This window comes from Collinsella aerofaciens, from assembly GCF_028209625.1.
GTDB classification, from domain to species: Bacteria; Actinomycetota; Coriobacteriia; order Coriobacteriales; family Coriobacteriaceae; genus Collinsella; species Collinsella aerofaciens_AM.
In genome coordinates, this window is the sequence record NZ_JAQLDU010000006.1 from 82,902 (window position 1) to 105,335 (window position 22,434).

Sequence of the window (22,434 nt, forward strand, 5' to 3'; positions counted from 1 at the left end):
GCAACGTCGAGACAGCCCAATCGAACCATTCAAACGCGGTCCGCTGTTATGGCTGGTTATGCAATGCGGGCCAACGTTTCGCAATACAATAGCGCATTTTATGCACAATTTGGCGCTGATTCCGGTTAACGGTCGAGAATTTCTTTAGTTGGGCGAAGTATGTGGGGATATTTTGACTCTGTTACAAATATGTAAACAAAAAGGGCCCCGCACATGCGGGACCCTTTACAAACGCATATACGCCGATGCTTAGTAGCCGACGATGCCCTGCGGGAAGAAGAACATGCACAGCACGACGCACACGGCAAACACGACAGCCATGATAACGGTCAGGCGGTCAAGGTTCTGCTCCATAACGCCTGTGGCAGAGCTGGAGTTATACAGCGAGCTAGCGATCATATCCGAAACGCCGGTGCCCTTACCGGAGTGCATCAGGACGAGAATCGTCAGCGCCACGGCAGAAACAGCCCAAACGACAAACAGAAGAATCTGAAACGGACCCATAGATAAGCTCCTTAATAGAACAATTCAAACTCCAGTACTGTACCACAACCTCCAACACTCCCCCACCTGCCATTTAGGGACGGGGTAGAAATGGCAGAAATACCAAAAAGGGGGTCGTCCGGTTGTGGACAACCCCCTTACTAGAAAACGGTATTTGTTTTCTATTAGGCCTCGGTGGCGAGCACGCGACCCGTCATCTCGGCGGAAGGCTCAATACCAGCCATGGTGAGCATGGTCGGAGCGATATCGGAAAGACGGCCGTCCTCGATACCGGTGAGCTGGGCCTTCTCATCAACGATGATGAACGGCACACGGTTGGTGGTGTGAGCCGTAAACGGATGCTTGGAACCGTCGGAAGCGACGTCAAACATGTGGTCGGCGTTGCCATGGTCGGCGGTAATCAGCGCAAAGCCGCCCTTGGCGAGAATCGCCGGGACAACCTTGGACAGAGCATCGTCAACAGCCTCGACGGCCTTAACGGCGGCGTCGAAGACACCGGTGTGACCAACCATGTCGCAGTTCGCGAAGTTCACGATGTAGAAATCAGCGCGATCCTCGTTGATTGCGGCGACGAGCTTCTCGGTAACCTCGGGAGCGCTCATCTCGGGCTGCAGATCGTAGGTAGCAACCTTGGGGGAAGCGACGAGCACGCGCTCCTCGCCCTCCTTGGGCTCCTCGATGCCGCCGTTGAGGAAGAACGTCACGTGGGCGTACTTCTCGGTCTCGGCGGTGTGCAGCTGCTTCAGGCCATTGGCAGCGATAACGTCGGCCAGAACGTTCTCGGGGAACGTCTTGGGGAAGGCAACCTCGACGTCAAACGTCGGATCGTACTCGGTCATCGTCACAAAGTGCGACAGCTTGATCTGCTCGCGCTCAAAGCCGTCGAACTCCTTGTCCGTGAACACGCGGGTCATCTGACGAGCGCGGTCGGGACGGAAGTTGAAGAAGATGGCCGCGTCGCCCTCGTGGATGCCCTCATTGTGGGCAGCGAAGGGCTCGACGAACTCATCGCCGCGCGGATCCTTCTCGTAGTAGGCCTTGATACCGGCCACGGGGTCGGTATCGGCATCGGACGCGTTGACCATGACATCGTAGGCACGCTGGATGCGCTCCCAACGGTTATCGCGGTCCATGGCCCAATAACGACCCGAGACGGTGGCAACGCGAGCGTCGCAACCGGTCTCCTCGGAAATCTTGGCCAAGAAAGCGCAGAACTCGCTCATGTAGCCAGCACCGGACTGCGGGTCAACGTCGCGGCCATCCATAAAGGCGTGGACGCGAACGGTCTTGACGCCATGCTGGGCAGCCATCTTGACCAGGGCCTCGACATGGTTCATGTGAGAATGAACGCCGCCGGGGCTCATAAGGCCCATGAGGTGAAGGGTCTTGCCTTCGGCCTTGACATCGTCCATAGCCTTGACGAAGACCTCGTTCTTGGCGATGGAGCCGTCCTTGATGGCATTGTTGATGCGCGAAAGCTCCTGGAAGACGATGCGGCCGGCACCGATATTGAGGTGACCCACCTCGGAGTTGCCCATCTGGCCATCGGGAAGGCCCACGTCCTCGCCCGAAGCGCCGAGCGTGGTGTGGGGGTATTTCTCGTACAGGCTATCAAGGAAGGGCGTCTTGGCAGCGGCGACGGCGTTCTCGCCATCGGCCGGAGCCAGGCCACAGCCGTCCATGATGATCAGGAGTGCAGGAAGATGACGCTGTGCCATATGTCCTACTCGCCTGCCTTGACGACCATAGAGGCGAAGTCGGCAGCCTTGAGCGAAGCGCCGCCCACGAGGGCGCCGTCAACGTCGGGCTTGGCGACGAGCTCAGCGATGTTGCCGGGCTTGGCAGAGCCACCATAGAGAACGCGGATGCCGTTAGCGAGCTCCTCGCCGAACATCTCCTTGAGGGTCTCACGGATAGCGCCGCAGACCTCCTGAGCGTCCTCGGCGGTAGCGGTCTTGCCGGTGCCGATGGCCCAGATGGGCTCGTAGGCGACGACGACCTGCTTGGGGCAGGTGATCTCAAGACCAGCAAGGCCAGCCTTGACCTGGTTCACGACGTGCTCGACATAGGTGCCAGCCTCGCGGACCTCGAGAGACTCGCCGCAGCAGAAGACGGGAACAAGACCGGCGGCAACGAGAGCCTTGGCCTTCTTGTTCTGATCCTCGTCGGTCTCGTGGAAGTAGTCGCGACGCTCGGAGTGACCGATGATGCAGTAGGTGCAGCCAGCGGACTTGAGCATGTCGCAAGAGGACTCACCGGTGAAGGCACCCTTGGCCTCCCAGTACACGTTCTGTGCACCGAGGGCGATGGGGGCAGCCTGAATGCGGTCATGAACCGTGGTGATGTCAATGGTCGGAGGGCAGACGAGCACCTCGACGCCAGCCGGAACCTCGGGCAGAGCCTGAGCCAGCTCGTCGGCGAGCTTGGCGGCCTCGGCGACGTCGTTGTTCATCTTCCAGTTACCAGCGATAAGAAGGGTGCGATTAGGCATCGAGAAGCGCCTCCACTCCGGGCAGGGCCTTACCCTCGACGAGCTCCATGGAAGCGCCACCACCGGTGGAGATCCAGCTCATCTTGTCGGCCAGGTTGAACTTGTTGACAGCCGCGACAGAGTCACCACCGCCGATGATCGAGGTGCAGTCGGCCTCGGCGACGGCCTCGGCGATAGCCTGGGTGCCGTGAGCGAAGTTATCGAACTCGAAGACGCCCATGGGGCCGTTCCAGAACACGGTCTTGGCGCCCTTGACAGCCTCGGCGTAGAGCTCCTCGGTCTTGGGGCCGATGTCCATGCCCTCACGATCGTCGGGGATAGCGTCGGAAGCGACAACCTCGGGGACAGCGTCCTCGCCAAAGTGATCGGCAACGCGGTTGTCGATGGGGAGCAGGATCTTGACGCCCTTCTCCTCGGCCTTCTTGAGCATCTCGCCGGCACGCTCGACCCAGTCCTCTTCCTTGAGGGACTGACCGACGGTCAGGCCCTGAGCCAGGAAGAAGGTGTAGGCCATGCCGCCACCGATGATCAGGGTATCAGCGGAGTCGATGAGGTGATCGAGAACGCCGATCTTGGAGGAAACCTTGGAACCGCCGACGATAGCGACGAAGGGGCGCTCGGGCTCGGCGAAGATGCCGGTCAGCGTGTCGACCTCCTTCTCGAGCAGGAAGCCGGCGACGGCAGGCAGGTAAGCGGCGGGGCCCACGACGGAACCCTGGGCGCGGTGAGCGGTGCCGAAAGCATCGAGAACGAAGACGTCACCATAGGAAGCGAGCTTCTTGGCGATCTCGGGATCGTTCTTCTTCTCACGCTTGTCGAAACGGACGTTCTCGAGAACGAGGACCTTGCCCGGCTCGACGGCGGCAACAGCCTCGGCGGCCTTCTCGCCGTAGGTGTCGGCGACAAAGGCAACATCGAGACCAGAGAGCTCAGCGAGCTTCTTGGCGACAGGCTCAAGGGAGAGCTCGGGCTGGAAGCCGGTGCCATCGGGACGGCCGAGGTGGCTCATGAGGATGACGCGAGCGTTGTGCTCAACGAGGTAGTTGATGGTGGGCAGGGCAGCCTTGATGCGGGTGGTGTCGCCAACGACGCCATCCTTGATAGGCACGTTGAAGTCAACGCGGACGAGAACGCGCTTGCCGTCGACATCGATGTCGCGGACGGTCTTCTTGGTAAAGGCCATGTTTGCTTCTACCTTTCGTACGTGTCTGCCTCCCATTACGGCAGACGATTTCCTATAAAAAGGGCGCGACCCTAGGGTGTAAGCCCTATGAGGCCGCGCCCTTCTTTAGACGCTCAACGAGCTATTCGCTAAAAGCTAAATTAAGCAACGAACTTCTCGAAGTACTTGATGGTGCGGACCATCTGAGAGGTGTAGGAGTTCTCGTTGTCGTACCAAGAGGTGACCTGAACGAGGGTCTGGCCGTTGCCGAGGTCAGAGCACATGGTCTGAGTGGCGTCGAAGATGGAGCCGTGGGTCTCGCCGATGATGTCGGTGGAGACGATGTCGTCCTCGTTGTAACCGAAGGTCTCGGAGATGGTGGAAGCGTAGGCCTTCATAGCGGCGTTGACCTCGTCGACGGTGACCTTCTTGTCAACGACAGCGTAGAGGTTGGTGATGGAGCCGGTCGGCGTCGGGACGCGCTGGGCGGCACCGATGAGCTTACCGTTGAGCTCGGGGAGAACCAGGCCGATAGCCTTGGCAGCACCGGTGGTGTTGGGGACGATGTTGACGGCGCAGGCGCGGCTACGACGCTTGTTGCCCTTGCGCTGCGGGCCGTCGAGCGGCATCTGGTCGCCGGTCCAGGCGTGAATGGTGGTCATGATGCCGGACACGATGGGAGCGAAGTCGTTCAGACCCTTGGCCATCGGGGCGAGGCAGTTGGTGGTGCAGGAAGCAGCGGAGATGATGTTGTCCTCAGCGGTCAGCGTCTCGTGGTTGACGTTGTACACGATGGTGGGCAGATCGCTGCCGGCCGGAGCGGAGATGACGACCTTCTTGGCGCCAGCGTTGATGTGGGCCTGAGCCTTAGCCTTGCTGGTGTAGAAGCCGGTGCACTCGAGAACGACGTCGACGTCGAGGTCGCCCCAAGGCAGGTTGTTGGCGTCGGCCTCCTTGTAGATCTTGATCTCCTTGCCGTCAACGGTGATGGAATCCTCGCCAGCAACGACCTCGTGATCGCGAGCGTAGTTGCCCTGCGTGGAGTCGTACTTCAGCAGGTAAGCGAGCATATCGGGAGAGGTGAGGTCGTTGATAGCGACGATCTCGGAGCCCTCATGACCGAACATCTGACGGAAAGCCAGACGACCGATGCGACCGAAGCCGTTAATAGCAACCTTTACTGCCATTGTGTCTCCTTTCGTAAGGCCCCCGCAAGCTACAGCGCCCGCCGTTGAGGCCCACAAACTAACCACTCGCCTAATATACCTTTTTTTTGACTTGAATTTCACGAGAATAGTCGAAATTGAAAATCAAATTTACGTTAAAACGTTTTAAAGAATAAAATAGCAGCTAAATCCGTATATAAGTCGATACTTTAAACTACCGGTTTGCTTCAATGAGCTTTTCAAGCCTCAAAACTCGATGGTAGAGGGCCGACTTCGACAAGGGAGGGTCAGCCATCTCCCCTAAATCACGCAGCGACAGATCGGGATAGCGCTCGCGCAGGTCGCAAAAGACCGCCAAGGCATCCGGAAGCGCATCGCGAAGGCCGCGCTGCTCGAGCTCATCGATAAGCGCAAGCTGATGTTGGGCAGCACCGGCGCTTCTGGTCTGGTTGGCGAGCTCGGCGTTCACGCGACGGTTCACATCGTTCTTAACCAACTTGACCGCGCGCGCCTCCTCAATCTCGGCAACGCTGCGCTTGGCACCAATCAGCTTTAATAGATGCTCGATTTCCTCGGCGCTCTTAATGTACACGGCATATGACCCCCGCCGTGCATTAACACGAGCATGGACCCCAATCTGCCCCAACAGGTCGCAAAGCCCCTTGGCATATTGCTCGCCCTGCACCGCGATCTCCAAATGAAAATCGCCGCGTGGATCGGCCACGAAGCCGCCCGCGATGAGCGCGCCGCGGATGTAGGCAAGCCTGCAGCAGGGACGGGCAACGATGTGTCGGGGAACACCAGCAACGAGCCCTCCCCTGCGGTCTAGAATGCCCAGCAGCACCAGAGCCTTGTCCAGGTCGGGTTGATCGGGCAGGGTAATGAGATAGTTACGGACCTTATGCAAGACCGATTTACGAACGGTGAATTCCGTTTTGAGCTTAAGAATGCGATGCGTCAGCGTGATCATCGTGCGCGCGACGGCTCCCGTCTCGGTCGCGACCGTCAAACGATACCGCCCGGAGCCGGCCAACGAAAGCGTACCGCTCACACGCGTCAGGGCGGCAAGCGTCGACAAATCGCAGTATTCACATTCGGGTTCGCAGCGCGCAAGCTCGTCACGCACCTCGGCGGTAAACGACATGCAGGCCTATGCTTTCGTGTTGGCGCGCGACAAGTCGCGATGGGAAATGCTCACGTGATACTGGGCGCCTTCCAAATAACGCGCCGTGGCCTCGGCGATGGCAACGCTGCGGTGCTGACCGCCCGTGCAACCGATGGCAATAGAAAGCTGCGGCTTGCCCTCTGCGATATAACCGGGCATGACCGTATCGAGCAGCTGCGTCCAGGCCTTCCAGAACTCCTGCGTCTTGGGATGGTCCAGAACAAAGTCGGAGACTTTCTTATCGAGACCGGTCATGGTGCGCATCTCGGGATCGTAGAACGGATTGGGCAGGAAGCGAACGTCAATCATAATGTCCGCCTCGACGGGCATACCGTGCTTAAAGCCAAACGAGAACACGTGAACGTCCATGAGCTGCTGGTCGGACAACTCGGAGAACGCCATGCGCAATTTGTTGCGCAGCGCAGAGGTGCGTAGGCGGCTCGTGTCGATAATCATATCGGCTCGATCGCGCACACCCTGCAGCTGCAGGCGCTCGCGCTGAATCGCATCGGCCGTAGTCTCCCCCGGCTTGGCAATGGGATGACGGCGGCGATTTTCGCTGTAGCGACGAATCAGTACCTCGTCAGAAGCCTCCAGGAACACGATGTCGCAGCTCATCTCACGCTCTTCGAGCGCGGCGACCGCATCGAGCAGCTCATCGAACAAGCCCTGGCTACGCAAATCGCAGGTGACGGCGAGATGCCTGCCCACGCCCGTATTAATGCCGACGAGCTCGGCAAGCTGGGCGATCAGACGCGGAGGCAGGTTATCGATGCAAAAATAGCCCATGTCCTCGAACACGTGCATGGCCTGCGTGCGGCCCGATCCGGACATTCCGGTGATGATGACGATATCGGGGATGCGCTCCGAGCGCTCCGCCGCATCCATGGCATCTCCCTTTTGCATGTGCTGCCTCCCGAAAACAAGCGCGGGACCCAGCAACCCGGATCCCGCGCGGTCAATTGCCTTTATTGAGTATACCGCCCCGAGCGGATACGAGGCCTGTCTTACGCCTCAAGCGCAGCCTTGAACCAACTTGTAATACTCGTGGGGTGCGTGATGGCGGTGCCGACGACAACGGCCCAGGCGCCAGCATCGATCGCGGCGCGAGCCTCCTCGGGCGTATGCACGCGACCCTCGCAAATGATGGGAAGGCCGGGGAATTCCTCGGTCGCCTGACGCAGGAGCGGCAGGTCGGGGCCATCGGCCATGGTGCAGTCGATGGCGGCGACACCGTGAGAGAGCGTGGTAGATACCAGGTCGAAGCCCATATCAACCGCACGGCGAATGTCCTCGATGGTGGCACAATCCGCCATCAGGAGCACACCCTCCTCGTGCAGCGGACGGAAGGTATCCTCGACCGTCTTGCCATCGGGGCGCGGACAATCGGTGGCGTCGATCGCCACGATATCGGCACCAGCAGCAACGCAGGCGCGGGCGTGACGCAGCGTCGGCGTGATGTAAACGCCCTCGTGTCCATCCTTCCATAGGCCAATAACAGGAACCTCACAGCGACCCTTAATGGCGGCAATGTCGGCAAGGCCCTGGCAGCGAATGGCGGCGGCGCCGCCGAGTTCGCAAGCGCGAGACATTTGAGCCATGGTCTCGGGCGTACGAAGCGGCTCGCCCATATACGCCTGAACGCTCACGACGAGCTTACCCTTCAGGGATTGAATCAAAGGATCGACGGTCATAAGGCTGCAACCTTTCTCAGAACAGCCTCCCGAGGCGTGTTGTCTCGGGAGGCTCCTACAGCAGATACGTTTACTTTAACGAAGCGAGAAGATGCTCGGCGGCACCGATGAGCGGAGCATCGCCCTCCAGAGACCCGATGAGAATCGGCGTGTCCTGGAGCGGATCGAGCGCCTGGCTGGCATAGCCCTCGTGCACCGAATCCTTCCACGTCTGCGAACGCCAATCGGGACCCTGATGAATTACGCCGCCCGAAAGCACGATGACCTCTGGATCCAGAATATTGGCAAGCGAGCCCAAGCTGGCGCCCAGCGCAAAGCCGGCGTCATGGATGACCTCGGTCGCCTTTGCGTCGCCAGCACGACACAGGTCGTTCACGTCGCGACCGACCGAAGGACGGCTGGGGTCAACTCGACCGAAGCGTTCGTCGTACATACGGCCAATCGAGGTGCCCGAAGCAACAGACTCAAGATGGCCGGAACGCCCGCAGGCGCAGGGAATGCCGGCGGCAGCCGAGCACTCGATGTGGCCCATATGACCGGCAGCACCATGGAAGCCCTGCATCACGCGGCCGTTCTCGACATATGCGCCACCGATGCCCGTACCGATTCCCAGGCACAAGACGGAGAACTTGCCCTTGCCGACGCCCCAGTGGGCCTCGCCCAGAGCATGAGCCTGCACGTCGCCCACAACGGCAACGGGAAGACCAAGGTCCTCGCGCAGACGCGGCCCCAACTGAACGCCGGACCAGCCGGGCATGATCTCATTGGCATAAGCAATGGCGCCCGTCTTGGGATCGACGACGCCTGCGGCACCGATACCGACACCGAGAACCTCGACATCGGGATTCGCCTCAAGAGCGGCCTTGATAGACGCCTCGATACGCTGGAAGACGGCCTCGCCGCCCTCCTGGGCCTCGGTAGGAATCTCGGCCTCAAAAACGGGATGGGGCACACTACCGTCAGCCGGGTACTCCATGATGGCAGTCGCAATTTTAGTTCCGCCGATATCGACAGAGCAGACGTACTTGTTCTCCATGTCGCTCTCCTTCGGAGATAAAAACAACTACAGGAAATGCGCCGTCAGGCTAGCCGTCACAGCGCGGTAAAGGTTTTCCAGGTGCCCGAGATCGTCGAGAAACCGTGTGGCCATTGACCTAATGGGTCATGGTCACACGGTTGAACGGCGAGGTCGGGTGCCTGGGGAAGCTTTACAGGAGACCGTTGTCCTGGAGGACCTTCCTAATCGCCTCGACGTTCTCGCCGGTCATGGCCTTCACCGGGCGCGGCATGGTCGGGCTGTCGAAAATGCCCATGAGGTTCATAGCGGTCTTGAAGGCACCGACGCCACCGGCATAGCCCTGAACGCCTGAGGTGACATCCCAGATGTGGGAGATCTCGTTAAGGCGATCCTGCTCGGCCTTGACGGTAGCCCAGTCGCCGGCCTGAGCGGCCTTCCACTGGCGCACGTAGCCCTCGGGCTCAACATTAGCGAGACCCGGGACGGAACCATCGGCGCCACCAAGGTAAGCGCCGTCGACGACAACCTCGTGACCGGTGAGGATACTCATCGGATGGCCGTTCTTCTCGTTCTCCTGAACGAGGTAGCGGAACGAGATGTCATCACCCGAGGAATCCTTGACACCAGCAAGGACGCCCTCGGCGCCGAGCTTGGCAAGGAGCTTCCAGGGGAGCTTGGTGTGAACGCACACGGGAATGTCATAGGCAAAGATGGGCAGATCGAGCTCCTCGTGCAGAATGCGGAAGTGCTCCTCGACCTCGGTCATGCCCTGCAGGGCATAGAACGGGCAGGTGGCGACGAGGGCATCGGCACCCAGCTCCTGAGCGACCTTACCGTGCTCAATCATGCGCTCGGTCTCGGTATCGATGATGCCGACCAGAACAGGCACGCGGTGATCGACGATGCGCACGGCCTCGGCGATAATCTGGCGACGGCGCTCGTCGGTGGAGAAGACGACCTCGCCCGAAGATCCCAGGAAGAACAGGCCATCGACGCCGGCATCGATCATGCGGTTGATGCTGCGCTCAAAGGAGGCAACGTCGAGCTGGTGGTCTTCGGTATCGGGAACAACGACGGGAGGGATAACGCCGGTGAATTTCTGAGTTGCCACAAGAATCTCCTTAGTTGTCTGGCGGGCGGCCCTATGCCACCCACTCTTGTTGGCAGTGTCCAGGCCGTCTAGGCCAAAGAACACGGGTAGAACGTTTGGTTAAAAAAGTCGATGACTTCGTTTTCGAACGCATTGATGCGCTCATGAGCGTATTTGGCATAGATGATATGCCTCCGGTCACACTCAAGACCGTTGAATACGGCAAACTGGCCCTTGGGATCGCTCACGACATCCATGAGCGATGTGCCCATGAGCACCGATCCACGCACCCGAGACGACAACGCCTCGAGGCCACCGGGAATTGGATTGGCAACCGCCGTGCAGGCGAGGCCCCGCTCGTCCAGAGCGGAAACCGCCAGCGCGACTCCGCCGCCAAGGCCCTCGCCCCATGCAAAGATGCGGTCGGGGTCCACGCCATCAAGATTGCGCGCCGCCTTCGCCATCGCGCAACCCCAACGGACGCGCTTGACAAAAGCAGGAGAGGCAATCCCCTGCTGCAGCTCGCTGGATCCAATCGCCTCATCGTCCAGCGCAAGCACGGCATATCCCATGGCGGCAAACCTCGTCATGTGATGCCATCCACGCACGGGTCGGTCGATGTCGTGAAACATCAGACAGAGCGGCACAAGCTCGGATGCCCGGGCGCGACCGGTAGGCTCGATCAAACGTGCGTGGACCACATCGCCACCAAGCTCAAAGGAAACCTCAGAGTAGCGGGCATACGGATTGGCGAAATCGATCGCCGTAATGGTCAGGCTTTGAATCTCAAGATCCATAGCACATGTCTCCAAATCAGAAACATCTGCCTGAACATCACCGTGCCAGTCCCGATATTCAGCGAGCCTCGACGAGACCGTTCCGGGAATCCCCACAAGGTCGGAGACAATCAGCTCATTGACATTGCTCTCGCACTTAGACATGAGCCTCCCCTCCCTTGCAGAAAAACGGAATGATCAGATCGTCAAAATCCTGAATCTCCTCGTGGCCAAAGCCTTCAAAGAACTCATGACGCTTTTCACAGGTCAGGTTGTTATAGACCGCAAACTGCGTCGCTGGCGGACAGACGGTATCGGCTGTGCCGGTGCCAAACAGCACGGGGCATTTGACCATAGGGGCAAAGTTCTTGGAATCGAAGTACGCTAGCTTGGCATAGGCTTCGTCGATACGAGTCGAGTCCTCGTCAAACCAGCGAGACCAATAGCGCAGGCCCTCGTAGGCAATGTCGTCGGCATCCAAATCCCAGACCAGGCGGAAATCCGACAGGAAGGGATAGAGGATGGCGGCGCGATTGATAAGCTCGCTGTTAAGTGCACAGGTCGCAATGCCCAAACCGCCGCCCTGCGACGCGCCGTTCACAAACACACGGGCAAGATCGATGCCCTCGAGCTCGCGAACGATGCGGCACAGGATGCGAATATCTTGGTGCAAGCGGACATAGTAGAGGTTGGCCGGATCGCCGTCGATACCGGCGACGATATGGCCCGCGACCGTTGTGCCCTCAAATCCACCAATGTCCTCGGAGGGACCTCCTTGGCCGGGGCAGTCGAGTGCGATGAGTGCCATGCCCATGCCCGCAAACGACGCCTGCTCAAACCAGCTGCGGCTTGCACCCGGATACCCATGGAACTGAAGTACCAATGGCACGGGCTCGTCCGAGACGGGTTTAAGGTACTTGGCATGCAGGCGAGCGCCACACATGCCGGTATACCAGAGGTCGAAAAGCTGGCAGGTCACGGCATCTGTGACCGATGCCGTCTCGATCGCATAGTCAAGTCCGACGGCGTCGGCCTCGGCCATGCGGTCCTTCCAAAAGAGATCGAAATCTGATGGACGGGGCATGGCGCCCCGATACCCACCAAATTGCTGTTGTAGCTCCTGAGCACTTGGCATGGCTCGTGAACCCAACCTTTCGAAATCGCAACGGAGGTGCGCCCGGCAAGGGAACCGGGCGCACGGGAGGGAAAGCGAGGCTACTCGCCGAGCTTGGGATGCAGCAACGACGGCGCAGCACCGAGCAGCATCTTGGTGTAGGGGTCCTGAGGGTGCTGGAAGACCTGCTTGGCCTCGCCCTGCTCGACGATCTTGCCGCCATTCATAACGATGATGTCGTCAGAGATATAGCGGACCGTCTGGATGTCATGGCTGATGAACACCATGGCCAGGCCGAGCTCCTTCTTAAGGTCGGTCAGCAGGTTCAGAATTTGCGCGCGAACCGAAACGTCCAGAGCCGAGGTGGGCTCGTCGGCGATGATGGCATCGGGGTTCAGCGACAGGGCACGGGCAATTGCGACGCGCTGGCGCTGGCCGCCCGAAAGCTGGCCGGGAAGAACCTCGGCGGCGGAGCTGGGCAGACCGGTGAGCTCCAAGAGCTCCTTGACGCGCTTCTCCTGCTCGGCCTCGGTACCCAGGTTGTGGACGCGCATGGGGTCGAGCAGTTGCTCGCGAACGACCATACGGGGGTTGAGTGCCGTGGCCGGGTTCTGGAACACGACCGAGATGACGCGACCCATGTGGCGACGGTCCTCGGCGGTACGTTTGGTAACGTCCTTGCCCTTAAAGTAGACCTTGCCGCTCGTGGGGGCCTGCAGGCCGCACATGACGTTGGCGGTGGTGGACTTACCGCAACCGGACTCGCCGACGATGCCGATCGTCTGACCGGGCATGAGCCTAATCGTTACACCCTGGACGGCGTGAACCAGGTTAGGGTGCAGAATCGAGCCGGTACGGGTCCTAAAGGTGACGTGGACGTCATCAAGGAAGATGATCGGCTCGACGCCGTTGACTGCGGTCTCGCTCATCTACATCACCTCCGCGTGAGGGGTCAAACCATTTGCCTTGAGCACCTCGTCGGGGAGCTCGGAATAGAAGTGCTCGGTGCCGGGCACGCGCTTGAAGACCGGACGGGTGTCCAGGCCAATACGCGGATGGCTCGAGCGGGGCGCGAAGCGATCGCCCTTGGGGAAATCGCGCGGGCTCGGAACGGCACCGGGCACCTGGTGCAGGCGGCCCGAACCGCTCTCGATGGACAGAACGGAACCCAGAAGACCGCGGGTGTACTCGTGGATCGGGTTGGTGAGCAGCTCCTTGGTGGGCGCCTGCTCGATAACCTGGCCGGCGTACATCACCGTGATGTTATGGGCGACCTCGGCGACCAGCGCCAGGTCATGCGAGACGAAGATCATGGCAAAGCCGAGCTTGGCCTGAAGGTCGTTGAGCAGCTTGATGACCTGCTTCTGGACGGTAACGTCCAGAGCGGTCGTGGGCTCGTCGCAGATGACCAGCTTGGGGTCGCGGGTAAGGGCCATAGCGATCAGGACACGCTGACGCTGGCCACCGGAAAGCTCATGCGGGTAGCTCTCGAGCGTACGCTTGGGGTCGAGGCCCACGAGCTCCAGGAGTTCCTCGGCGCTGCGGGTGCCGCCGCGCTTGGTGAGCTGCTTCATCTGGGCAGAGATGAGCATGGAGGGGTTGAGCGAGGACAGGGCGTCCTGATAGACCATAGCGATATCGGTACCGCGCAGGCCGAACCACTCCTTCTTGCTCATCTTGAGCAGGTCGCGGCCCTCCCAGAGGACCTCGCCGGAAAGGTGCTCGTCATCGTCGGTCAGGCCCATGATGGCCAGCGTGGTGATGGACTTACCGCAACCGGACTCGCCCACCAGGCCCATGGTCTGACCAGGACGGACGTCAAAGTTGACATGGTCGACGACGTTGATATCGCCGTGATGCTCAAACTGGATGCAGAAATCGCGGACCGAAAGGATCGGTTCGACAGACTCGTCGGGCACATGGCGATCGTCACGCTTGAGCTCGACATCGCGCAGGGCGCCAAGGCGAGCGGAGAGGGACTGGGCCTGCTCCTTGTAGGCGCGAACGGGGTCAGAGACCAGCAGGTCGGCCTCGCGACGCTTGGAGGAATCGGTCGGATCCAGGGCGGCGGAGGGAGCAGCGGCCATGGCGTCGGTAATGCCCTCGGAGAGGATGTTGAGTGCCAGGCAGGTGATCATGATGGCCAGGCCCGGGAACAGCGCCTGCCACCAACGGCCGGCGAGCACGCCGCCGCGGGCGTCGGCGAGGATGTTGCCCCAGGTAGCGGTGGGCTCCTGGATACCAGCGCCGATGAAGGTCAGCGAGGCCTCGAAGATGATGGCGTCGGCGACCAGGGTAACGGTGAAGACCATGATCGGGGCGATGCAGTTACGCAGAACATGCTTGATCAAAATCCACGGAGCCTTGGCGCCGGAAACGATGACCGCGCGGACATAGTCCTCGCCGTACTCGGACACGATGTTGGCGCGCACGATACGGGCAATCTGCGGAGTGTACATAAAGCCGATGGCGAAGATGATCGACGGCACGGAGTTGCCCAGGATGGAGACGAAGACGGCCGCGAGGGCGATGCCCGGGATGGACATGATGATGTCCAGGATACGCATGATCGTCTCGGAAACGGCCTTGCGCGAAACCGCCGCAAGGGCGCCCACGACCGAGCCGCAGACCAGAGCCATGGCAGTGGCGCCAAAGCCGATAATCAGCGAGTAACGACCACCGTAGAGCATGCGCGACAGAATGTCGCGACCCTTATCGTCGGTACCGAAGATAAATCCGTTGCCGGGAGCCTGGCGAGCCGTAAAAATCTCGACCGGGCTATAGGGGGCAAGAAGGGGCGCCAGAATCGCAGTCAGGGCGACCAGCACCAACACGACGGCGGCAATCTTAGAAGACAGCGTCATCTTCTTCCAGCCACCGAGCTTGAGCCCCTTGGAGGCAGCCTTCTCGAGCTGCTCGGTTTGCTTCTCTCGAATCTTTACCATAATCTACACCGTCCTGATGCGCGGGTTGATGAGCAGGTAGAGCATGTCAACCACGATGTTGATGATGATGAAGGCAAGAGCAACGACGATAACGACGCCCTGAACCAGGTTCGCCTCGTTGCCCTGAACGCCCTGAAGAATCGCGGTGCCCATGCCGGGGAGGTTGAAGATAACCTCGATGACGACGGCGCCGCCCATGAGGTAACCGATCTTAAGACCGAGGGTAGTGACCGGGGTGATCAGCGCATTGCGAAGAACGTTGATGCCGACGACGACCTTCTCGGGAACGCCGGCGCCGCGAGCCATACGGACATAATCCTTATCGAGCTCCTCGACCATGGCGGTACGCACGATACGAGTCATCTGGCCCGTCAGCGGAAATGCCAAGGCGATAGCGGGCATGATCATACGTCCCAGATAGCCAGCCGGATTCGTGGTGAAGTGAGGCAGAGCACCCGATGCCGGAAGCACCTTAAGGTAGGAAGAGAACAGCAGGATCAACAGAACGGCAAGCCAGAACGACGGGGTTGCCAAGCCGGCGATGGAAAAGACGCGGATCACTTGGTCCGGCCATTTGTCGCGATACAGTGCCGCGATGACGCCGAGTAAAAACGAAACGACCGCACCGATGGCAAGGCCGATGAAGGTCAGCTGCATCGTGACGGGCAGGGCCGTGGAGATGCGCTTGGCAACGGAGTTGCGAGCAGCACCATAGGTGCCCATGTCACCATGGATCAAATCGCCCATATAGCGCACGTAGCGCACAGGCCAGGGGTCGTCCAGACCATACTTCTCATGGTACTCGGCAACCGCCTCGGGCGAGGCACCGTCACCCAACGCCGTGTAGGCGGGGTCGGTCTTGGAGAACGACATAAGGAAGAACACCAGGACGGTGACGCCCAATGCCATGATCGGCAGCGCCACAAGACGCCTTCCAATCAAACGTAGCAAGTTGTTCACGTTCTCTCCCCTTTCTTTTGTCGGTAGGACCAACTGGTATATGAGTACGGATACTCATTACAAGACCCGAGCGACATCGAGGTCGCCCGGGTCTTTGTTTCAACTATGAGGATACGGTCCCAACGACCGACATCCTGCATACAGACTCAAGCGAGTCTTACGCCTTGACGGTCGCAACGCCCCTGAAGGACATGCTCGTCGTACCGATGCCCTTGAAGCCATCGAGGGCCTCGCCGTTGGGCGCAGTGGACGGATCGTCCCAGGAAGCGGAGACGGTCTTGACGTGGACAACGGGGTACAGAACGGCGTTGTCGGCAATGATGTCGAAGCACTCGTTCCACTTCTTCTGCTGCTCGTCGCCCTCGGCGGCAAGAGCCTCGTCCATGAGACCGTGGAGCTTCTGCCACTCAGCGGACTCCTTCCACGGGCAACGGGTCTGCATCCAGACGTTGTCGCCGTACCACCAGTTGAGCAGCAGGTCGGGGTCGGCGCCGAAGCAGGAAGGATCGCCAGGGGCAAGGAGGATATCGTAGGCCTCGCCGCCGTCGATGGCAGCGTAGGTGGCCGGCGAGGTATCGGTCTGGATGGTCACATCGAAGCCGAGAGCGTCGAGGTCATTCTTGACCTGGGCGGCCATGCCCTTAATCTGCTCGTTGTCGGTGGTGCGCAGGGTGATGGCACCCGGGGTGATGCCAGACTCCTCGATGAGCTTCTTAGCCTTCTTGGCGTCGGTCTTGTACACCGTGGAAGCCTCATGATAGTTGGTGAAGCTCTTGGGCAGGTAGCAGCTGGCAGCGGTGGCAAGGCCGGCGAAGGTGTTGCTGACCATCTTCTCGGTGTCGAGCGCATACATGACAGCCTGACGGACCTTGACGTTGTTCCAAGGCTCCTTGGCGACGTTGAACATGATGAAGCGGGTGCCGAAACCCTGAACGTTATCGATCTTGCAGCCGGCGCTCTCGAGCTGGTCGACGGCGTCAGCGGTAACGAGCTCCATAACGAGCGTGGAGCCCTCCTGCTGAGCGGTAACGCGAGCGGTGGGGTCGGTCAGGATGCTGTACTGGATCTTCTTATCCTCGGCAGCATACTCACCGTTGTACTCGGGGTTGGGAACCAGGGTGATCTCGGTATCGGAGATAGAGTCGTACATCCAGGGGCCGGAGCCGATCGGCTGCTTGGCGCGATCCTCCTCGGTCTGGGTGGCCGGGGTAACGCGGACGATGGCCAGACGATCCTTGAGCAGGGAGAAGTTGGGGACCTTGGTCTTGACCGTCACGGTGCTGGCGTCCTTGGCCTCGATGGACTCGAAGGGCTGGAAGAACGGAGCATAGGTAGCGGAAGCGGCGCAAGCGGTGTAGGAGGCAACGACATCGTCAGCGGTGACCTCGGTGCCATCGGAGAACTTGGCGCCCTTGCGGATGGTGACCTCGAAAGTGGTGTCGTCCACAGACTTGGGATCGTCGGTGGCGAGCTCTTTGAAGGTGCTGTAGTCGTGGTAATCGATGCCGTAGAGGCCCTCGACGACGTGCCAGTTAGCACCCAGGCCCACAGCGGAGCCGGTGCTGGCGGGATCGAAGCTGGACGGAGCGTAAGCGGAACCAGCGGTGATCACGCCGCCGCCACGGTTGGCGGAATCGGTGGAACCGGAAGCGGAACCCTCGTCGCTAGAGCTGCCACCGCAGCCGGTGAGACCAAGCCCTGCGACAGCAGCGACGCTGCCGGTGAGGCCGAGGAACGAACGCCTGGACATACCCTTGTTGATGATGGCCATGTCTTCTCCTATCAATAGAGAATCTTACCCGGGAGCGCCTAGACGTGCCCCCGCGCAACTTGCGGACGATATATACCTTACCTACCGACGAACCCAACTGAGGTGCCGCGCTCGGCGACCGATACATACATACGCTTGAACGGTATTTGCTACCGTTCACCGAATTCATTGACAAACGATTCGCCAGACAGTATGTATCGACGAGGTGAGATATCAGTCTTCGTCAACCCGCAGGATAGCAGGGTTGTTCACCATGGCTAGTCAAACGTTTTAGCGTTAATTAAACCCGAAATCGGCTGGTAATCGCCGTGAAATAAATGATTGAAAATCACGCAATCATGTATATCAGTTGTTTAGAGGCGTGTTTAGTTTTCGGATTGCTTTGCCGCCGCCTCGGCGCGCTCGGCATTCCATGCAACGAGCGCCTCGTGAACCGCTTTGGCGACATCGGCAGGAATGCCTCGAACTTCCGCGATCTCTTGCTCGCTCGCCGCGCGCAAACGCTTCATCGAGCCAAAATGGCGCATAAGGGCACGTTTTCTGGTGGGTCCCACGCCTGGAACGTCATCGAGTACCGAAACCGTCATGGCTTTATCGCGCAATTCGCGATGGAACGTGATGGCAAAACGGTGCGATTCATCGCGCACCTGTTTAATTAGATAGAGCGACGCGGACCCGGTCGGCAGCACGACGGGAGTCTCGTCCCAAGGCACGAAAACCTCCTCATCGGCCTTTGCCAAGCCACAAACTGGTATATCGAGCCCAAGAGCCTCAAGTTGCTTGATCGCAGCGGTCAATTGCGGCTTACCGCCATCGACAACGAGCAAATCGGGGCGCGAGCCAAAGCGCTCGTCGGCCATGCGCTCGGGAGCATAACGTCGTCCCAAAACCTCGGACATCGACACGAAGTCGTTTGCCTCGTCCAATTCGGCCTGAATTTTAAAACGACGATACTGACTCTTGTCGGCGCGCCCGTTGGTAAACACCACCATCGAGGCGACCGTAAAGGTGCCATGCAGTGTAGAGATATCGAAGCACTCGATACGCAACGGCGGCGATGGCAGCGCCAACGCACTTTCGAGCTCCAGGAGCGCTTGATTGGTGCGGTCGTCAGCGTACCCCGTTCGCATCATGTAGCGCATGAGGGCATGGCGCGCATTTTTGGATGCCATATCGAGCAGACGGTGCTTTTCGCCACGCTGCGGCCTATGGAGATGGCAGGAACGCTCACGCTTGCCCGCAAGCCACTCCCCCAGCGCTTCCGCATCCTCAAGCTCGACGGAAAGGTTGACCTCAGCTGGAATATCAGCCGTCTCGTCGTAATAGCGCTTAAGAAAGCCCGACTGGAGCTCTTCCTCGTCAACATCAAGACCCTTGTCGAGAATGAACTCGCAGGTGCGAACTGTTCGGCCCTCGCGAACGACGAAGACGCAAGCGGCGGAGATGGTCTCCTCGCGATAGAAACCGATGACATCTATATCGACACTGGAGGGAAAAACGACTTGCTGACGATCGTCCAGACCCCTGATGACCTCCAAACGACGTTTGACGCGTGCCGCGCGCTCAAAGTCGAGCGCCTCAGCGGCATCCGTCATCTCGGAGGTCAGCTCATCGACGACATCCTTGCGATGGCCCGACAAAAAGCGCTCGACACGCTTGACGTTCTTGGCATAGTCTGCCGGGGAAATCGCGCCGACACACGCACCCGGGCCACGCCCGACATGGTAGTCAAAGCAGGGGCGCCCGTTTTGCGCGCAAATCATATTGACGATGTCTTCCTCGCCCTTGTGGGACTCGACGATACGGCGACAACGACGCCACTCCGCACAGGATGCGGAGCAGATGGGGATAACCTTGCGCAGCGTATCTATCGTCTCACGTGCCGCGCGGCTATCGGTATAAGGTCCAAAATAGCGCGTTCCCGGCTTATGACGCTCACGCGTGTATTTGATAGCGGGATACAGGTCGCCCTTTGTAATGGCGATAAAGGGGTAGCTCTTGTCATCCTTGAGGTCGACGTTAAAGTACGGATGGTACTGACCAATCAAATTGCGCTCGAGCACCAACGCCTCGTGCTCGGTCTCCACCACGATATAGTCAAAGCTCGCCACCAGCTGCATCATCAGCGGGATCTTCTGGCGCTCGTCCTGCAGCGTCACGTACTGACGCATACGGGCGCGCAGGTTTTTCGCCTTGCCCACGTAGATGACATCGCCCTTGGCGTCTTTCCAAAGGTAGCAGCCGGGCTGCGTGGGAACGCGCGAAACCTGCTCGGCAAGCGTTGGAATGTTGTCGTGACCGGCCACGCGCACCTACTTGCGACGAATCAGCGCCGAGACCTCGGGCATCTTAAGGACGACGGCAAGGCCAAAGGTAACAGCAAGCGAGACGACACCCGCAACGCAAACGTAGCCAAGAGTAATCAGAATCGAGCCGCCAAGTGCCCCGACAAAGTGCTCAAGCGCCCACATGACGCCGGCGCCTGCGGCAGCACCCAGGCCACCGAGCAAAAGGCCAAAGAAACCGCCATGCAGGATAGATTTAACCTGAAGACCACGCAGACGACGACGCAGCCACCACAGCGAGCAACCGACCAAGATCACGTAGTCGACGACATACGAAAGCGCGATTGCCGGCATACCGAAGCCCAGCACAACGCCAAACAGCAGAACCGAGCCGGCCTGGCCGATGGCGGAATACAGACAATAGCGGCTATAGGGCTTCATGTCGAGCAAGGCAGAGAAGCTCTTCTGCATCAGCACGACCACGCCGTAGAGCGGCAGGGAAAGTGCCAGGTAGATAAGGAACTCCGACACCAGCGCCACACCGGACTCATCGAACTTGCCAGCGCAGTAGATCATGTTGAGCGGACGCGCGAAGACAATCAGGTACAGCGCGAATGGAATCAGGAAGAACAGCATCTGGGCGACGCCACGCGAAATGCCCGTGCGGACGCTGTCGTAATCCTTCTCCTGTGCGTCGTGAGAGAGCTCGGTATAGAGCGCCGTCGAAAGCGAGGCGGCAATCAGCGCGTAGGGCAGCGTGTACCACAGGCGCGCATAGGCGATGACGGAAGGACCAGTCTCGGGCTGGACCACCAGCGCAGCAGCGTTGGTGATAGAAGTCGAGACAAACATGCACACCGTGGCGAGCAGCGTCGGGATACCGAGCGCAATCGTCTGGCGCAGTGCGGGGTCCTTAAAGTCGATATGGATATGGGGATGCACGCCGTGCTTGCCAAGCGCGGGGATCTGACATGCCATCTGAACAAAGACACCGAGGGTCGTACCGGCCGCAATCAAGATGATGCCGGCACGTTCGCCAAACTGTGCGGACACGGGCGCAAAGCCCATAAAGCTCGCAATGACGATCACATTGTTGAGGACCGGGGCAAACGTCGACCAGAAGTAGTCGCGGTGTGCGTTGAGGACGCCCGAAAACACCGAGCCCAAACCATAAAACAGAATCTGGATGGCAAAGAAACGGAACATGAACGCAGCGGTATCCATGCTGCCGCCGTCACCCGAAAGGAACGATTGCGTCCAGATAAAGCCCGGGGCGAACACGGTCCCCAGCAACGAAATGCCACCCAGCACCAATAGCAGAATACCGAGCAGGTTGCCCACGTACTCGTTAGAGGCCTCGCGACCCCGCTCACGCCTCACGCCCATGTACACGGGCAAAAACGCCGTCACGAGCATGCCGCCCATCACGAGTTCGTAGAGCATATTGGGCAGGTTGTTGGCGACCTGATAGGAAGACGAGAGCAGCGACATGCCGATAGCGGCCGCCATTGCCCACGTGCGGATAAAACCGGTGACGCGAGACACGATGGTCAGGATGGTCATAAGCCCGGCGGAACGACCAACCGTGGAGTAGTCCGACGAGCCCATGTCGTCAGTGTCGTCTCGCGACGAAGAAGCTTCGGATGAGGGTGTCTGAGGCGCAGATTCTTTTGCAAAATGAGCTCCGCACTTCAATTCTTCCTGCGGCATCGCTCAGTCCTCTCTCGTAATCGGGGCGACCGTCGCCCCGCAAAATGCAATTAAATCATCAGGTGCAAGCTCAAGCTGATAACCACGCTTGCCTCCCGAAATAAAAATGGTATCCCAAAGGACACATGTCTCATCAATGAGCGTCCGGTAGCGTTTTTTCATACCGACCGGACTGCAGCCGCCGCGAACGTAGCCAGTCGCCGCAAGCAAATCCTTCACATGCATCATGGCCAAGGACTTCTCCCCCGCGGCACGCGCGGCGGACTTTAGATCGAGCTCGTCGGCAACAGGGATGCAGCACACGACGTGGTCGTTGGACGGCGTCACGCAGACCAAGGTCTTAAATCCTTGTCCGGGCTCCTCGCCAAGCTGCTCCGAAATCGCGACCCCCAGGCCCGCCGACTCATCACCATCGTCTTCGTACGTATGTAGAACATAGGAAATGCCGGCGCTTTCCAGCTCGCGCATCGCATTGGTTTTTGGCGTCTTTACAGCCTTTGCCATGGCATATCCTTTCCCTCGCATTCGGACGCAAGGATTAAGTATATGTCCAATTCGGCTGCATACGTCACTTCGACACAGC

General features: G+C 59.6%; 19 protein-coding genes. All 19 read right to left on the reverse strand.

The annotated features are described in order from the left end of the window. Positions 1 to 249 precede the first annotated feature (249 nt). Complete coding sequence (secG, locus tag PMW70_RS04365; protein ID WP_006236144.1) at positions 250 to 504, reverse strand: preprotein translocase subunit SecG; 255 nt, start codon at positions 502 to 504, stop codon at positions 250 to 252. A 164-nt stretch (positions 505 to 668) separates the two neighbouring features. Beyond that, entirely contained in the window at positions 669 to 2,222 is a 1,554-nt protein-coding gene (gene gpmI, locus PMW70_RS04370) for a 2,3-bisphosphoglycerate-independent phosphoglycerate mutase (RefSeq protein WP_117735803.1), read from the reverse strand. A 5-nt stretch (positions 2,223 to 2,227) separates the two neighbouring features. Beyond that, positions 2,228 to 2,995 (reverse strand): triose-phosphate isomerase, encoded by a 768-nt coding sequence (gene tpiA, locus PMW70_RS04375; RefSeq protein ID WP_022094882.1) that lies wholly within the window; start codon positions 2,993 to 2,995, stop codon positions 2,228 to 2,230. After that, positions 2,988 to 4,178, reverse strand: coding sequence for a phosphoglycerate kinase (locus PMW70_RS04380; RefSeq protein WP_117564871.1), 1,191 nt, complete (start codon positions 4,176 to 4,178; stop codon positions 2,988 to 2,990). Before PMW70_RS04380 ends, tpiA begins: the two co-directional genes overlap by 8 nt. 140 nt (positions 4,179 to 4,318) lie before the next feature. Then, positions 4,319 to 5,344 carry a type I glyceraldehyde-3-phosphate dehydrogenase gene (gene gap / locus PMW70_RS04385; RefSeq protein WP_099431436.1) on the reverse strand — a complete coding sequence of 342 codons (1,026 nt, stop codon included), beginning with the start codon at positions 5,342 to 5,344 and terminating at the stop codon, positions 4,319 to 4,321. Positions 5,345 to 5,537: 193 nt separating this feature from the next. Then, on the reverse strand, positions 5,538 to 6,467 hold the full coding sequence (whiA, locus tag PMW70_RS04390; protein WP_099431435.1) for a DNA-binding protein WhiA: 930 nt from the start codon (positions 6,465 to 6,467) through the stop codon (positions 5,538 to 5,540). Between the two features lie 6 nt (positions 6,468 to 6,473). Continuing rightward, positions 6,474 to 7,394: an RNase adapter RapZ gene (gene rapZ / locus PMW70_RS04395; protein WP_022094878.1), complete on the reverse strand. Its 921-nt coding sequence runs from the start codon at positions 7,392 to 7,394 to the stop codon at positions 6,474 to 6,476. 101 nt (positions 7,395 to 7,495) lie between these two features. Next, the gene (locus tag PMW70_RS04400; RefSeq protein ID WP_271743992.1) at positions 7,496 to 8,182 is read right to left on the reverse strand and encodes an N-acetylmannosamine-6-phosphate 2-epimerase; all 687 of its coding nucleotides are present in this window, start codon (positions 8,180 to 8,182) and stop codon (positions 7,496 to 7,498) included. Positions 8,183 to 8,252: 70 nt separating this feature from the next. After that, complete coding sequence (locus tag PMW70_RS04405; protein WP_161116043.1) at positions 8,253 to 9,218, reverse strand: ROK family protein; 966 nt, start codon at positions 9,216 to 9,218, stop codon at positions 8,253 to 8,255. Between the two features lie 172 nt (positions 9,219 to 9,390). Beyond that, on the reverse strand, positions 9,391 to 10,311 hold the full coding sequence (locus PMW70_RS04410) for a dihydrodipicolinate synthase family protein (RefSeq protein WP_089573615.1): 921 nt from the start codon (positions 10,309 to 10,311) through the stop codon (positions 9,391 to 9,393). Positions 10,312 to 10,379: 68 nt separating this feature from the next. Beyond that, positions 10,380 to 11,231, reverse strand: coding sequence for an acetylxylan esterase (locus PMW70_RS04415; protein WP_271743993.1), 852 nt, complete (start codon positions 11,229 to 11,231; stop codon positions 10,380 to 10,382). After that, positions 11,224 to 12,201 carry an acetylxylan esterase gene (locus tag PMW70_RS04420; protein WP_117647499.1) on the reverse strand — a complete coding sequence of 326 codons (978 nt, stop codon included), beginning with the start codon at positions 12,199 to 12,201 and terminating at the stop codon, positions 11,224 to 11,226. The genes PMW70_RS04415 and PMW70_RS04420 overlap by 8 nt, the downstream gene beginning before the upstream one ends. Before the next feature lie 80 nt (positions 12,202 to 12,281). Further along, the gene (locus PMW70_RS04425; RefSeq protein ID WP_089573612.1) at positions 12,282 to 13,109 is read right to left on the reverse strand and encodes an ABC transporter ATP-binding protein; all 828 of its coding nucleotides are present in this window, start codon (positions 13,107 to 13,109) and stop codon (positions 12,282 to 12,284) included. Beyond that, positions 13,110 to 15,125 (reverse strand): dipeptide/oligopeptide/nickel ABC transporter permease/ATP-binding protein, encoded by a 2,016-nt coding sequence (locus PMW70_RS04430; RefSeq protein ID WP_035138893.1) that lies wholly within the window; start codon positions 15,123 to 15,125, stop codon positions 13,110 to 13,112. It lies immediately after the preceding gene. 3 nt (positions 15,126 to 15,128) lie between these two features. Continuing rightward, positions 15,129 to 16,085, reverse strand: a complete 957-nt coding sequence (locus PMW70_RS04435) for an ABC transporter permease (protein ID WP_055251823.1) — start codon at positions 16,083 to 16,085, stop codon at positions 15,129 to 15,131. 157 nt (positions 16,086 to 16,242) lie between these two features. After that, positions 16,243 to 17,856, reverse strand: coding sequence for an ABC transporter substrate-binding protein (locus PMW70_RS04440; protein WP_117655648.1), 1,614 nt, complete (start codon positions 17,854 to 17,856; stop codon positions 16,243 to 16,245). 365 nt (positions 17,857 to 18,221) lie between these two features. Beyond that, positions 18,222 to 20,162, reverse strand: coding sequence for an excinuclease ABC subunit UvrC (uvrC, locus tag PMW70_RS04445; protein ID WP_324249369.1), 1,941 nt, complete (start codon positions 20,160 to 20,162; stop codon positions 18,222 to 18,224). 6 nt (positions 20,163 to 20,168) lie between these two features. After that, complete coding sequence (gene murJ / locus PMW70_RS04450) at positions 20,169 to 21,749, reverse strand: murein biosynthesis integral membrane protein MurJ (protein ID WP_117862275.1); 1,581 nt, start codon at positions 21,747 to 21,749, stop codon at positions 20,169 to 20,171. Positions 21,750 to 21,854: 105 nt separating this feature from the next. Then, positions 21,855 to 22,355, reverse strand: coding sequence for a Cys-tRNA(Pro) deacylase (ybaK, locus tag PMW70_RS04455; RefSeq protein ID WP_089573609.1), 501 nt, complete (start codon positions 22,353 to 22,355; stop codon positions 21,855 to 21,857). Positions 22,356 to 22,434 lie beyond the last annotated feature (79 nt).